We start from the raw sequence: 14,892 nt of genomic DNA on the forward strand, positions 1-14,892 counted from the left end.
GCACTTGCCAGCAAGATTCCCAGAAACACTTGCAGCAGATCAAGTAAGGCGGTCAGCACGGTTGACTCCTCGTGCTCGTGCCGAACGCCGCGTCCATGGGTGTGCATGGCACTTCGCTCTGGAGAGCCGTTCGGCGAGTGAGTCGTGACGTCAGAAGTGTCGCCACCTCCTCGGCTTCAAGTTCGGCACGAGTACCTATGTAAGAGCGCTGCAAACAAACCTTGACTACCTCCGGAGGTAGACGTGGGAGAATACTTTGAACTATATCCGCGTCGCCTTCACAGCCGTGCTCTAGTAAGCAGTGACCAATCTCGTGACACACACTGAAGATCTGAAACTCACGATCGATATCTGGCTCGACCAGGAAGCAATCAACACTTGCGGTCTTGACGTACAGCGCAGTAATCGCCGGAGTCAAAAACACGAACGGAATCAACTGAATGGGCCGGCCTCGCGTGACAGCGACGCGCTCACATAAATCATAGACATCCGTTACTTCACCGGACCCGAAGACAGGTGCAACGAGCTTCTCAACGCATCTCTTAGCCACAGAATGAGGAGTTAGATACCGCACAGTCCTCCTCCTCGAGAGTATAAATCAACTAGATTCATGTCCCTTGAACGAACGAGGCGACGCCGCTCTCCACGGGAGACTACTCTCCTCCCTCGTCCAGTGAAAACCTCTTTTGCCAGTCCCGATCACGGCGATTCTGATTAGGCGCCAACGCAACTATCTCGTAGATCCAATCGCGCATATCCTGCGGCAGATCCACGGCTCGCGCAGCGATTCCACGAATCTTCGCATCCCGCATGGCTGCGAGAAGTTTCAGATCGGATAGCACATCGAAAGAATATCGGCCAGAACTGATGAAGTACTCCTCCGGAAGTTCGAAGAACCGAGAAAGTGCCTGGAGATGCCGAACCGTCGGGTTGCGTCGCTCGCCCGAACGCAGAAGAGAAAGGTAAGTCTCGCTAATGGTAGAGTCATCGTCGAATTTATTCTCGGCTAGCCAACGTACTACTTCTCGATTGGTATACGGCTTCCGGCCCGGTGGGTGAATCGACTCGAACGCCTGGTTGATCTTCTCGGCAAGCGTCGGAAGCTGCTGTGAGGCGGGTGGGCTGGTCTCAGGACGAGGCTCAGACATCGGTACAGACCTTCTTCTCGGTAGCGGGGTGCTCACGGAATTTCACTGACACGGCTCTCCGCGATGCTCGTGGACGCGAGAGTGATTGACAAGAGGTGAGGCGACGACGACACTGCAAGAGACCACCCGAGTATCTGCTACCTCGCCGGTGGAGGTGAAGCTTGCGATCCGACGATGACGACGGCCGGTCGGAGTCGATCGCGAGGATCAGCCCGCGGCGTGACGATCGTGGAGGCCAGCCTGTGACACATGTAGATCACCTGCCCGGGGTCCCAGCACCCCCAGTGAGGACTCCACAGCACGCGGCCGGTCGGCCAGCCAAGACTCACTGCCGACCGACTGGCCGCTGCCGCTGTCGATCCGGCCCCACCAGCCTCGCACCAGCAGCAACGACCGCCGCACTGCTCTGTCCCGCCGAGTCCCTCGTCTGAGAGTCTCGTCTACCTTCCGCGTGGTCTCCTCGACGACCGGAACGAGCAACGACACGACAGATACGAGTGGCGGCTTACCCGTTACCCGTTGTCCCTGCTCTTCGAGCCATCATGTTCTCGCAAGCATGCTCACGGGCTCGACTCAGGTGGAGGCGCTCCCGGCTAGCACCACGTTGCTCAGACGAGCGCTCTAATGGAGGGTCTTTCGCGGTCGACACCGTCGAAAGTCCTGCTGTGAGGACGAACGACCTCGGCTCTCCATGGCAAGCTCGTTCCTCTTTTCACTCTCATCAGTCAGAACTTTCGTATATTTCAGAGCAAGGGCATCGATGCGAGAATGACAGACGCGTTCCTCCAGATGGTTCCCCTTCTCGTGACGTGGGCATTGGTTGTCGCCTCACCCGGGCCGAACTTCGTGAACACCATATACTTCGCGGGCGGCCATTCCGTCGGGGCGGGAGTGCGCGTAGCCGTAGGAGTTGCTATAGGAACAGCCATCTGGGCGACAGCGGCGAACACAGTACTCGCCAGCCTGTTCTCAGCCGCTCCATGGCTTGTCCCCACATTACGTGCAGCCGGCGTAGGTTTCCTAGCTTTCCTAGCCTTTCGAATTCTCCGGTCTGCTCTGCATAGTCGACCAGACCCAGAACCAGGCCCAGAGGCTGAGAGCGGAAAGCCTCCGGGTTCGACCGGCCGGCCACTGATCACTGGCCTTCTTAGCGATCTGGCCAATCCGAAAGCCGCTATATTTTGGTCAGGAGTGATGGTGACGACGCTACCCGTGACCGCGTCGACCGCCATGCGAACAGCAGCCATCATTTTTGTCACCGCGATTGCATTCACGTGGTACGCGTTTGTAGCGGTGACGTTCCGAGCAAGTAGCGTCAGGCGGATCTACCGGAAAAATGAACGAACAGTAAATATTGCCGCAGGTATCGCTCTCGCACTGCTCGCGGTCGGTATAGCAATCACGTAGCTCACATCAGTAGATGACTGACCATGAGGGAGTGACTGCTGTGCCCCCGATCGTAGCGGAATCCCCCAGAAGCATTCTGATTGTCGACCGCCAGCCGGGGTTCCGACGTAACATCAGGGCCATTCTGGAACCTCGCAACAACGTGCGTATTACTGAGATCGAGTGCGCGTCTCGACTCCTGTCGTGGGATCTCTCTTCCGTACCCGCAGTCGTAATCATAGGAGTCTCAACTAACGTGGGTGAGGTCTCTCAGGCGATACGGCATGTCAACGAACAAACGCCTCGAAGCCGTATTGTGGTCTTACTGGAGACCATGGATACGACCGCAGCTGTCGACCTCCTCATAGCCGGCGCGCACGCACTTCTGCCGAAGTACGCAGGCGCCGATCGCATCCGAGCAGCGCTGCTATTCCTCAGCTGCGCACCTGACCGAGTGATCGACCGCGAAATACTAGATCGGGCGTTGAAAACCGGCACGATCGACACAACAACTGACTGCAACGGTCTGGGACAACTCACATCTCGAGAGATGGAAGTGCTCCGGCACGTCAGCGACGGCCGAACAAACCGCCAGATCGCCTCACTTCTGAACCTGTCCGTGAAGACTGTCGCCAACCACATGTCTTCGATATTCGCGAAGCTTGATGTTACCGACCGGACTCAAGCGGCTTTGCTGATGCGCTCACCACAGGGAAGTAAAGGATCACATACAGCTCAGATCGTTACGTCGATCGGCCGCCAAACACAAAAGTAACAGACTCTACTCCCGGCGCCCGGTGGTTGTGTCACAAACGGTTCATTGAGTACAGTCCGGATTCGGCTGGTCAGCATCGCGACCCATAAGCCAACCCGAGCAAGGCAGCTCCACACCGCGGGAGGAAGTTAAAGGTGTGGATTACAGATGTGGGGTGCGACTGAACGGCGTAGCGTCGAGTGTCCGAATGGTGGCTCCTAGTGTCCAGGATGAGTATAGGAGATTTTTCCTATTGAGGCCCGTGCTGGCCCTCGGCAGACTCGAACCCGTCTTCCCCCGGCCTGGTCATATCCGCAGAGGATTCACTTCAGACTCAAGGAGTTCATTCATGGCATTGTCTTCCAGTGGGGTCGTGCTCGATCGCTCCGACAGCGCATTCGGTCTGATGCGAGAGTCCAATGACATCCTCGATGACGTAGAGGAACAGCGGACTCGAATGACGGAGGACGGCTACCTTCTGTTTCGGGACCTCATCGACGCGGATGTAGTCCTCGAAGCGAGGCGAGAGATCCTCCTGAAAATGGCTATCGTAGATGAGATCGATTGCATCAATCACGATGTAATGGATGCGATCCAATCGGACCGGGCCGGTCTGCGTCATGTAAACATGATTGCCCTGACCGAGAGCATCCGAACTGGCCGAGCATACTCCAATGTGGTCCTGAACGACGAGCTCGTGAGGTTCTTATCCGAGTTCGTCGGCGGCTCGGTGGTGTCTTTCGACTTCCGCTGGCCCCGATTTGTGCGACCAGGAGAGTCCACAGGAGTTCACTGCGACGGACCGTACATCACCCGAGCGACCACAAATCTGTGGTCATGCTGGATCCCGCTGGGTGACGTACCGATGGTCGAGGGCGGCCTGATGATCCTGGAAGGAAGTCACAAGTCGAAAGCGTTGCAGAAGGACTACGCGACGAAGGATGCAGACCGGGAGAACCTCGGCTGGTTGAGCACCAACCCGGTAGAACTACGTGAGCAGCTGGGAGGGCTGTGGCTCACCACGAACTATTTCGTAGGGGATGTCCTCCTGTTCGGCCCCTATCTTGCACACGCTTCCCTGGACAACAACTCTCCGATCAGTCGATGCCGGCTGTCTTCTGACACTCGATACCAGCTTGAAACCGAACCGCTGGACGAGCGCTGGAACGGTGACGTCTCCAATCCGCACGGTGGAGCACAGCGAGTCTTCTTGCCCGGCCTCGCCGACGACGGAAACGTCAACTTCACCGATGAGTGGAAACTCGTCGACGAACGCGGCCGCCTGACCGCGGCTGCGACGGCCAGTTAGCTCTTTCACCACGAAGCATCCTGACTGCCGGCGAACTGGCTGGTCAGGGGACCCGCGCACATCGAGAGAAGGACAGAAGAACATGTCGACGACCCCCTCCGTCCAGACGATCGTGAACTACATCCGTGATCACCGGTGCTTCAGCCATCCGATCTTCGAGCACTGGAGCACCGTCGCGCCCGGCCCCACAGCGGTCGGAGCGCTGTTCCACCAGATCCAGAACTTCTGCGCCTCGACGCGCCCCGGGCGGAACTTCCCCGAGGCGTTGGGGTCGCTCAAGCTCGACACCAGCAGCCACCTTCTTCAAGAGATCGTCGAGAGCGAGGAGAACCACGGTCCCGAGCTCGCGACGATGGCCGGTTACATCATGAACCGGGCGGCCGGAGCCCCGGTCAACCCCGACCTCGACGACCAGGCCGCCGTCGAGGCGAAGCTCAAGCAGTGCTCGGACGACCTTCTCGGGAGCCTGCCCGGCTACATCCAGAGCAGCGGCCTGCTGCAGCAGGTCCAGACCGCCATCGAGGTGTTCGAGCGCCGTGAGTCCACCGCTGAGGAGATCACCTACAAGAACCTCGGCACCGCGCTGGCACTCGAGATGATCTCCAACCGGCATCTGATTCCAGGCGAGAAGATCTGCCTGATCGACAGCGGACTGTACGAGGCGACTCTCGAGGACGCCGAGATGCACTACTTGCTCGAGCACTGGGGCGAGGCCGGTGCCGAGGAGCAGCACGAGAAGAACGCGGTCGCCGCACTCGACGCCATCCTGGACGAGCGAACCTTCCCTCTGGCGATGGAGGGAGCCCGCGACTTCCTGGAGTCGCTGGTGGCGGTCTGGGACGTCCTCGACTCTGCGTTGCTGGCCTCCGGCCAGCGGCGCGAGCTCGTCTCCGTCTGACCGACGAACGGGGGTACGGGCCGATGACCGGAGCTACCTCGCGCAGTGGAGCAACCTCACCGGTCGCCGAGCACAGTCCGGTGGGTACCGACGATCAGCGGGAGCACGCATCGCAGGACAGCACTCTGGCTCTGTTCGGTCGCCGCCGAACGGTGAACCGACTCCAGGCCCCCGGCCCGAGTCCGCAGGAGCTGGCGCTGATGCTCGGCGCAGCCGATCAGGCACCCGATCACGGAGTCCGTCGACCGTGGAGATTCACGGTGGTGGACGAGGCCACCGCTCACCTGTTCGGAGCTGTACTGGAACGGGCCTACATCCGTAGCTGCGTCGAGCAAGACGAGCCGGTAGTGCCCGCGTTGGTCGTCCGCGAACGAGCACGGCCGCACAAGGCGCCCACGCTCGTGGTCGCAGCGTGCAAGCCATCAGGGACCGACCGGATCCCCGCCCACGAGCAACGGGATGCCACAGCAGCCGCGGTCCAGAACATGCTCTTGGCCGCAACAATGCTCGGCTACGGCTCGAAATGGTCGAGCGGCCCACCGATCCCGGACTCCATCCTGCTCGAGGAGATCGGTATGCCCCCTGGGGCCTCGTTGGTGGGGTTCATCTACATCGGCACGGCAACCACGATGCCACCGGCCCGGACGCGAGGTCGCGATCTATCAGGGATCGCGCAGAAATGGGAGCTACTGCCGAGCTGATCTACCGGGGCGACGAAAAGTCCCCGACGCCCCGAACACAGTGAGGAGGTGAACGGCCCGGATCTCTCTAGCTTGTGTGCTGAAGCGGCGCTAGCTGCGCTACGCGACTCAGCATCAACGCGTAACCAGAGGAGCAGGACGGGCGCCCGGATCCGTCGGGCGCCCGTTTCTCACTCACACGGATACCTCTTCTGCTCATTCCTCCACCGAACGCCCGACACGTACCCGCGTGTCGGGGTCACATCAACAGGGAGGAGGTGGTCACAGTGACGATCGAGCAGATCAAGGACGACGGTCTGGTTCAGGAGTGGCACGGCAACGTCATCTGACGTCGCGCACGCAGAGCACCGCGGCGGGGTCCAGCGATTCGTGGGGCCCCGCCGCGGTCCCCATCCCACGATAGGAACGCTGATCATGCTCAAGCCACGCATTAAAGAATTCCTCCGAATCTACCGCCTTCAGGGCGAAGACCATCTGTACATCGGCATCGGCCCCGAGAAAACGCGCATCAATAATCCGACCGACACGATGGTTCAGTTCGTACTCGCCCTGGATGGATCAGCCACCGTCGCGGAACTGCGCAAGACATACGCCGAGACAGACACCTGGCTCGACGCACTGACCAGCGCCGGCGTCCTCGACGACGCGACCACCGATTCCGGATTCTCGCCTGTGGATCTCATGAGGTGGAGCCGACAGATCAACCATCTCCGCTTGTACGACCGCGACGACTGGAACGGATACGACGGAATGCGTCGAATCCGCAACGCACGAGTGGTCATCATCGGGACCGGCGCGGGAGGCAGCACACTTCTACGACTACTGAACGCAGCAGGTTTCGGAACGCTCGAAGCGGTCGACTTCGACACCTTCGCAGAGGAGAACCTGCCCACCCACCCGACGTTCGATGAGGAAGATGTCGGAGAACTCAAGCTGGAGGCACTCCAGCGCCATCTCAGCCTTCAGAGTTCCTACACGAACTTCATAGCCCATGATGCGACAATCCGCTCGGCAGATGACCTGGTGAAGCTCGTGGATGGTGCCGACTTCTTCTTCAACGCCTACGATCGTCCGCAGAATCAAGCTATCCGCTGGTCGAGCGAGGCCAGCTTGAGGACGGGTGTTCCGTTCGGTCAGATCGGGATCACGAACAAGGGTGCGCGCGTCGGTCCGACAATGATTCCCGGGCGGACGCCCTGCATGGAATGCGTCGGGATCCGGGACCTGGAGATCCTCCGGATGGAGAAGTCGGGAAGCTTGACGGGCACCTTGGTCGCGATGGTCGCCGGGATCGCCGTCAACGAAGTCATCGGCCTGGTCTCCGGAGCCAAGACCGACTCCCGTACTGCCGGCCAGAGCTTGTACGTCAATGCGGAGACGTTGACCTTCGAGTTCACCCGCTTCGGATTCCGAGACTCCTGCGACTGCAACCCCAGTAGGAGTGCTGCTTGAAAGGGCGTTCCGTGGTCACGCGCGACTCCTCGTCGCGCACCGCCATCTGGTCGCTGGGACGGAAGTGGATCCCGACTGCGCTCGGATCATCGCTGCTGGCCTGGGAGATCCCGGTCGTCGTCGCAATCGTGGCGCGCACATCGGACGGACCGACAGCCGTAGCAGCATTCGGCGCGGGCCTGTCAGTCCTTGTCGTGGTCAACGCTCCGGCACTGGCGTTGGCACCACTGGTCGTTCTGACGATGAGCAAGCACGGTTCGCGCACGCTCTGGAAGTACGCGTTCGCGGTGGGCCTGTTCGGTACAGCACTCATCGTGCTACTAGCTCTGACACCTCTTACCACCAACGCCCTGGGCATCCCTACGGAGCTGCACGGCCCACTCAGCATTTGCCTGTTGTCGTTCGGACTGGCACCCCTGGCGGTCGCCCTCCGCCGCTGTCAGCATGGCCATCTGATCAGCAGCGGTCGAACGAGCGTGATCGCGCACGCCACCATCCTGCGCATGCTGGGGACGGTCGCTGCTGTCGTGGCGCTCTGGCAGGCCGGCCTCCCGTCCGCAGCAGTCGGCGGCCTCGCTCTAACAGTTGGAGCGTGGATCGAAGTGACTCGCCTAGGGTGGACAGTACGCCGCTCAGCCACGAGCCCTCGGCCAGAATCAGAGGTATGGCCGGGATCAGAGAATCTTTTCGCGACGCATCTGCGATTGTCATCGACGGTGGCCCTCAATATGCTCCCGGCTTTGGCAACTACAGTGCTCATCGCACGGGCCGTAGATGCGGAAACGGCTCTCATTATCTGGCCTGTGCTGTACGCGCTCGTGTCACTGATCACCGTCCCTCTGTCGGATCTCGAAGTCGTAGGGTCGTCGCATCTCACAAGCGGGGGTGATTCCACGACAGTTTTCGGTCTTACTGTTATGATCGCAGCATCACTGGTGATCTTGGGAGCAGTGACTGTAGCTTCTCCCGTCATTCACTTCTATCTGACTGTCGCCAACGGTCTGTCGCAGCAGCTCACTGAAACCGCATACCCGTGGGTGGTCGTACTCGCTGCGATCCCGCCCCTATGGGCGGTCCGAGGTTATGTGCGCTCACTGGTTCTTGCCTCCGGTTGGACGAAATTTCTCGTATATTCGGCATCTATGCACATCGGAGGAATGACAGTGAGCGGCTGCGTGCTGCTGACTGCAGGGCTCCCCGGCCTTGCCAGCGCCGCGTTCGCAATGCTCACTGCCATCGTGGCCGAGATTGCGTTTATGTATTATCTCGTTGTTCGACGTCAACGCCGAGATCTATTTCCCCGAACACATCCAGCGCAGCAGGAGCGACTGTGACACTGACGGCTTCGTCCGGACTCGACACTCGCGTCACCGAGTTCATGACCGACCTGGAAGATCATCCGGTATTCACCAACGACTACTTCAAGTTCCTCGAACACTGCGCGTGGAACGCCCGAACCTACGAGTTTCACCGCACGAATTTCTTCTTCCGCACCGAGGGGACGATCAAGGGTATCGCGGCCGTGTGCGCGCGAGCAGCGGCCAATGACGACGCGGACACACTCACCCTATTCGCTCAGATCCTGAACGAGGAGGCAGGAAGCGGCGACCCTGGGCAGTGCCACGAGCTGCTCATGGAGAGCGCCCACAACCTGCACGGAGCCTACGAGTTCGGCCTGGAGCCCCTACGGGTGAAGCAGTCCCGTGACGACGCGTTGGTCATCAAGGAGACTCGGGCCTACCGCGAGCGCACTCGCGAGTTGGTCAACGGCAGCTACAACCAGATGCTGGGCGTCGCGATGGCCCTCGAAGGCCACGCGGACCATATGCTGAAGCTGTGCCGGAAGGCGTTCCGCGCGACCACGGGGACACTTCCTGCCCAGCGCTATCTCGACGAGGTCGAGATCTACTTCAACGTCCACGTCGGCGACGCCGGGGTGGAAGAACGACACGCCGCCGACGCACGCCGCTGCGTGCGCAACAATGTCCGCTCGGACTCTGACATGGACGAGATCGCCTACGGCGCCACCGAGACACTCACCGTCCAGAAGACGATGTGGGACGCGATGTATGAGCATGTTTGCAAGATGAACGCCGGCGCAGCGCACGGGAAGTAGCCGGCATGGACAGAAACAGAGGTGTCTCCGACTCCGTCCTGAGTCTCCACGACTCGGTGACACACGGGACGGCTGCAAGACTGGCCGAGCTCAACCGTGGTCTCGCCGAGGACGAGCAGATCATCGACCTGAGTATCGGTGCGTTGGACGCCACGACTGACGAGCGGATCGACCGCGCAGTGGCCGACTTCGTGCAGTCGAAGCCCGACGTGTTGCACGCGTTCGCACCGGTTCGAGGATTCACGTTTCTACGGCATACCATCGCGGCGCGGGCGAGTCGTCTGGACGGCATGGACTACGATCCGGAGACCGAGATCATCGTCTCTCCCGGCGGCGTGAAGGGCTCTCTCACGATCGCGTTTCACGCGCTGCTGAATCCGGGCGATCAGGTCATCGTCCCCGTGCCGAACTGGCCTCACTACCCGGACATGGTACGTCTGCACGGAGCGATGCCGGTGACCGTCATGGCACCGACAGAATCAGGACTGACCCCCGATGCCCTCCGCGGACACCTGACCGATCACACCAAGATGGTAATACTGGGTGACTGCATCAACCCGACCGGCAAGGTCTACACCACCGCGGAGCTGACGGAACTGGCCGCGGTCCTCGCCGAGCACAACGCCCGCCGCGAGGCAGTCGGGCACAGTCCGGTCTACGTGGTGTTCGACTGCCCCTACGAGGCTCACGTCCTGCACAACCGGGCACAGACGTTCGCGGCGCTGGAAGCGGTGCTCCCCAACGGCGGGCGGTGTTCGATGCGCCCGTACACCGTGACCGTGACCGGTCCCGGCAAGACCTACGGCATGCACGGCGACCGGATCGGCTACCTGTGTGGACCCGCGGATGTCGTCAAGGCAACTGCGCTGGCGCAGGTCAACCTGACCTCGTTCGCCTCCACCTACGGCCAGGTCGCCACGAACGCGGCGCTGCAACCGGAGATGGACGAGGTGGCGACGCAACGGGCGCTGATGGCCCGCATGAATCTCGAGACGATGTTCGGCGCGCTCGGATCTGCGCCGGGCCTGAGCGTCCGGCGACCGCAGGGGGGATATTTCCTGTTCGTCGACCTGTCGGCACACGCCGATTCCTACCGCGGACTCGGACACGATCGCGCCGACCAGTTCCTGCTCGCCGAGGCACGCGTCGCGACGATCTCCGGGCGTCACTTCGCTGAAGGAGCCGTGGGACCGGCGGTCGAGGCGCTCGATCACGTCGTGCGGATCAACTGCGGTCGCACCACATCGCTGCTGACCAGCGCAGGTCACCGCATCCGGACAGCGCTCGAGCGCCTGTCGTGCTGCCCCCGAGGGAGCACAAAGCTGTGACCGCGGCACTGCGCTTCGCCATCGTCGGCACCGGATTCGCCGGCACGTGCACGCTCTGGCACCTGGTCCACCGGCTGACCGACCCGGAAAACCCGAACAACCCGGATGACTCGAACAACACAGACGACCGAGATGTCGATGTCACGATCGTGACCGTCGAGCAGCGACCGGTGAACGGCCCGGGATACCCATACGCCGCAGGGGAAGTCGATCTTGCACACAGGTGCAACAACCAGGCGAGCACGATGGCGATCCACGGCAACGACTTCGTGGAATGGATGTCTGCGAACGCTCGATGGTTGGTGGACCACTACCCGAAGATGATCCGGGAAACCCACCCGACCGTAGACCTCGACACCTGGCAACCCGACGGTGACGAGTTCTACCCGCGCGCCCTGTTCGGCCTCTACCTGGAGCAGCGCTTCCGGGAGACGATCGACCGAGCACGCGAGCATGGCATCACAGTCGAGTCCTACGTGCGGCACGAGGCGGTCGACGGTCGGTCGACCAGCGACGGATTCGCTGTGACCCTCCGCAGCCTGGACACAGGCGAGACAGTCGAGGTGGACAGACTCGACCAAGTGCTGCTCGGGACCGGGCACTGGCAACCGACACCACCCGCCGAGCTGGCCGGCCACCTCGGATACGTCGTCTCGCCCTACCCCCCCGCCGTGGCCCGGGCACGGGCGCGGCTGGTCGCCCGCCCGCGATCGGCTCGGCGACCGGTCCGGGTGTTCGTCCAGGGGATGGGACCCAGCGGCATCGACGCGATCCTCACACTGTGCGGTGAGGGCTATGAATACACATCTGAGGGTCGAGTGGCGTGCTGGCGGCCCCCCACGGACCGCGACGTCCCGCAGGTCATCACCGGATCACGGTCCGGGTTCTTCCCCCCGATCCGCGGATCCGGCCGCTCAGACCAGCTGCGGTATCTCACAGCGGAGGCACTCGCTGCGATCCGCCGCGAACACGATGGATACCTGCGGCTCGACCCGATCCTCGACCTACTCGATGCAGACCTACGCCACGCGACCGACGGCCAGGTGGGATGGACAGAGGTCACAACTCCACCGTTCGACTCGGCCCGGGACAAGCTGGTCGACGACCTGTACGGCGAGGTCGGTGACATCGTCCACTCGGTGGTGTTGCGAGCCCGACGACTGCGCTTCTACCGAGACCTCACCCCCGAGGACAAAATTCGCTACGACCGTTCCGTCGATACCCACGTGATCCGCACGGCCGTACCGATTCCGGCAGCCAACGGGGAGAAGCTGCTCGCTCTCCTCGACGCCGGGATCCTGTCGACCGTAGGTCTGGGATACGAACGACGAGACACCGTTCAGCCGTGCGGAGACCGTTTCCGGATCAGCCACCTCGACCCCGCCGGTGCGAGAGCAGAACTGCAGGTCGACTATGTGGTACGCGCGGTCACCCAGGACTTCGCCATGCACCGCCACCCGTCCCCCCTGATCGCGAATCTACTGCGCCGCGGCGAGATCGTGCCGCACAGCGAGGGCGGGCACCTCACCGGTGGCATCTCCCTACACACCGGTGGATACCGAGTGCAGCGATCCGACGGGGCGACACCAGGCCCATCGCCGCATCTGGCGGCGTTCGGTGCACCCGTGCGGTTCTGGCAGAACGAGCACAACTTCGCTGCCGCCTTCGTCGCCGCCGCCCAGACCGTCGCCGACGATTGGGCTGCCATCGCACGAACCGCTGCCACACGAACCGCTGCTGCACCCCACTCTGCGGCACCCCCCGCTGTCGTACCCCACCGTCTCATCGGCTCCACCACCGAGAGGTAGCACCTATGGAGATGAAGGAGTTCCACTATCAGGACGGGCTGCGTGTCAGCTTGTTCAATGTGGACGACAAAGCTGTCCCGTTCCACTTCCACAACTGCGTGACCGACCTGATGTACTGCTCCCGTGGCGCGATCCGCATCGAGCTGCCAGATCTCGGCGAGGTCTTCGCAGTACCCCACCCGACCCGGCACCGGTTCGTCAACGGTGCGCCGTCGGGAACCGAGTCACGGTATGTATTGCTGCAGATCGGCGAGTTCGACATCACGTTCCTGCCCGACGCCGACGGCATCGCCGAGCAGCTCAACGGCCGGGCGGCGACGCCGATCACCGACAGTGCGGTCTACATCGAGACCCGCAAGATCGATATCGCCGCACTCGCCGACCGATTCGCCGCCGAACGCCCGGACGTGCTCACTCACGCGGAACGCGACGACGTCGTGACAGCCCTGCGCGCGTTCGCCGGGCAGGGCACGGAGTCGGCCCACCCCCACGCCACGGCGACCACATGATCTGCGACCGGCTAGCCTGAGCCGATGTCGTTCGACTCGCTCACCCTCACGGTGATCGTCGGGACATTCTTTGTAGGAGGGCTGATCAAAGGCCTCACCGGCCTCGGACTCCCCCCAGTAGTCCTGGGGATCCTGACAGTAACGATCGGCATCCAGCCGGCGAAGGCGCTGATACTGATCCCGACGTTCCTCACGAATGCGTTGCAGGCCTCGGTCGGGGGCCACTTCAGGCAGGCAGTAGGGCGTACATGGCCCTTCCTGCTCGCGGCCACCGCCTTCACCGCCTCCGGGGCGTTGACCCTGCAGTTCTTCAACACCGACCTGATGTCCTCCCTGCTCGGGATCCTCCTCGCGGTGTACGGACTGCTGGGACTGTTCGACCTGCGGATGCGCCTCGACAACGGCTGGCTGCACCCGGCCGGTGTCGCGTTCGGGGCCGCGAACGGCTTCCTGACCGGCCTGACCGGATCATCGGCCGTACCGGGAGTGTTCTACCTGGAATCGACCGGCATGCGCCGCGACGAACTCGTACAAAGCATGGGGATCCTGTTCACCCTGTCCACGATCGGACTGGCCTGGACCCTCAGCGCCCAGGACCTCCTCGACCTCCGACTCCTGGCGCTGTCCGGGATAGCACTCGTCCCCGCACTGGCCGGAATGTGGATCGGCGCCCGGATCCGAGCCGCGATCCCCGAACTACGATTCCGGACAGTGTTCTGCATCGCCCTGCTGGCCCTGGGCGCCTTCGTCACCCTACAAAGCATGACCCTCTGACACGACAACACGAACCACACGGATAAGAAAGGAAGGTCTCGTGGACCCTGCCCTGGCCGGTCTGCTCGGTGAGCTGGAGGAGTTCGGCGCGTCCCACGACGCGTCGACCGATGACCGCAGCCGCAAGATGCTCAACATCACCCACGACACCGGTGTGTTCCTGTCGTTACTGATCAAGGCCACCGCCAGCCGGCACGTACTGGAGATCGGGACGTCGAACGGCTACTCGACACTGTGGCTGGCCGACGCCGTAGGCCCCCAGGGCACCGTGACCACCATCGAACAAGCCCCCGACAAGATCGACCTCGCCCACCGCAACATCGACCGGGCGGGCCTGACCTCCCGCGTACACCAGATCCTCGGGGACGCGGGCGAGTTCCTCACGACAACCGGACACCACGGGTTCGACCTTGTCTTCCTCGACAGCGACCGCGAGCAGTACACGGGCTGGTGGCCTCATCTGCAACGCATGCTCCCGGTGGGGCGACTCCTCGTGGTCGACAACGCGGTGTCCCACGCCCACCAGATGACCGACTTCCGCGAGACCATCGACGCCACTACCGGATGGCTGTCGTCGTTGTCCCCGATCGGGAACGGAGAACTGCTGGTCCTCCGGGAACGGTAACACCAGAGCGCCCGAGCCGGTATGAGATGACATCACCACCGAAGCGACTCACGTCAAGGCTCTTCACCCGCGGCGCTCGAGTCG

14 protein-coding genes are annotated in these 14,892 nt (G+C 62.2%); 13 read left to right on the forward strand and 1 reads right to left on the reverse strand.

Going from position 1 to position 14,892, the window contains the following annotated elements:
* Window positions 1–653: 653 nt before the first annotated feature.
* Window positions 654–1,148: an XRE family transcriptional regulator gene (locus tag KPF47_RS11965; protein ID WP_224388943.1), complete on the reverse strand. Its 495-nt coding sequence runs from the start codon at window positions 1,146–1,148 to the stop codon at window positions 654–656.
* A gap of 789 nt (window positions 1,149–1,937) precedes the next feature.
* On the opposite strand from KPF47_RS11965, the gene KPF47_RS40835 reads away from it, so the two are divergent.
* From KPF47_RS40835 to KPF47_RS12030, 13 genes are all read left to right on the forward strand, one after another.
* Entirely contained in the window at window positions 1,938–2,555 is a 618-nt protein-coding gene (locus KPF47_RS40835; protein WP_224389002.1) for a LysE family translocator, read from the forward strand.
* A gap of 313 nt (window positions 2,556–2,868) precedes the next feature.
* On the forward strand, window positions 2,869–3,309 hold the full coding sequence (locus KPF47_RS11975) for a response regulator transcription factor (protein WP_224388945.1): 441 nt from the start codon (window positions 2,869–2,871) through the stop codon (window positions 3,307–3,309).
* Between the two features lie 328 nt (window positions 3,310–3,637).
* Window positions 3,638–4,597 carry a phytanoyl-CoA dioxygenase family protein gene (locus KPF47_RS11980; protein ID WP_224388947.1) on the forward strand — a complete coding sequence of 320 codons (960 nt, stop codon included), beginning with the start codon at window positions 3,638–3,640 and terminating at the stop codon, window positions 4,595–4,597.
* 82 nt (window positions 4,598–4,679) lie between these two features.
* The gene (locus KPF47_RS11985; RefSeq protein WP_224388949.1) at window positions 4,680–5,495 is read left to right on the forward strand and encodes a hypothetical protein; all 816 of its coding nucleotides are present in this window, start codon (window positions 4,680–4,682) and stop codon (window positions 5,493–5,495) included.
* Window positions 5,496–5,575: 80 nt separating this feature from the next.
* Entirely contained in the window at window positions 5,576–6,196 is a 621-nt protein-coding gene (locus KPF47_RS11990; RefSeq protein WP_224388951.1) for a nitroreductase, read from the forward strand.
* Window positions 6,197–6,610: 414 nt separating this feature from the next.
* Window positions 6,611–7,648 (forward strand): ThiF family adenylyltransferase, encoded by a 1,038-nt coding sequence (locus KPF47_RS11995; protein WP_224388953.1) that lies wholly within the window; start codon window positions 6,611–6,613, stop codon window positions 7,646–7,648.
* 11 nt (window positions 7,649–7,659) lie between these two features.
* Window positions 7,660–8,982, forward strand: a complete 1,323-nt coding sequence (locus KPF47_RS12000) for a hypothetical protein (RefSeq protein WP_224388955.1) — start codon at window positions 7,660–7,662, stop codon at window positions 8,980–8,982.
* Window positions 8,979–9,764: an iron-containing redox enzyme family protein gene (locus KPF47_RS12005; RefSeq protein ID WP_224388957.1), complete on the forward strand. Its 786-nt coding sequence runs from the start codon at window positions 8,979–8,981 to the stop codon at window positions 9,762–9,764. Before KPF47_RS12000 ends, KPF47_RS12005 begins: the two co-directional genes overlap by 4 nt.
* Before the next feature lie 5 nt (window positions 9,765–9,769).
* The gene (locus tag KPF47_RS12010) at window positions 9,770–11,092 is read left to right on the forward strand and encodes a pyridoxal phosphate-dependent aminotransferase (protein ID WP_224388958.1); all 1,323 of its coding nucleotides are present in this window, start codon (window positions 9,770–9,772) and stop codon (window positions 11,090–11,092) included.
* A complete protein-coding gene (locus KPF47_RS12015) occupies window positions 11,089–12,900 on the forward strand; it encodes an FAD/NAD(P)-binding protein (RefSeq protein WP_224388959.1) in 1,812 nt (603 codons plus the stop codon). Before KPF47_RS12010 ends, KPF47_RS12015 begins: the two co-directional genes overlap by 4 nt.
* Before the next feature lie 5 nt (window positions 12,901–12,905).
* Window positions 12,906–13,409, forward strand: coding sequence for a hypothetical protein (locus KPF47_RS12020; RefSeq protein WP_224388960.1), 504 nt, complete (start codon window positions 12,906–12,908; stop codon window positions 13,407–13,409).
* 24 nt (window positions 13,410–13,433) lie between these two features.
* Complete coding sequence (locus KPF47_RS12025) at window positions 13,434–14,183, forward strand: sulfite exporter TauE/SafE family protein (protein WP_224388961.1); 750 nt, start codon at window positions 13,434–13,436, stop codon at window positions 14,181–14,183.
* Between the two features lie 40 nt (window positions 14,184–14,223).
* The gene (locus KPF47_RS12030; protein ID WP_224388962.1) at window positions 14,224–14,808 is read left to right on the forward strand and encodes an O-methyltransferase; all 585 of its coding nucleotides are present in this window, start codon (window positions 14,224–14,226) and stop codon (window positions 14,806–14,808) included.
* Window positions 14,809–14,892: the final 84 nt, after the last annotated feature.

The organism is Pseudonocardia sp. ICBG1293 (assembly GCF_020131355.1).
Classification (GTDB): domain Bacteria; phylum Actinomycetota; class Actinomycetes; order Mycobacteriales; family Pseudonocardiaceae; genus Pseudonocardia.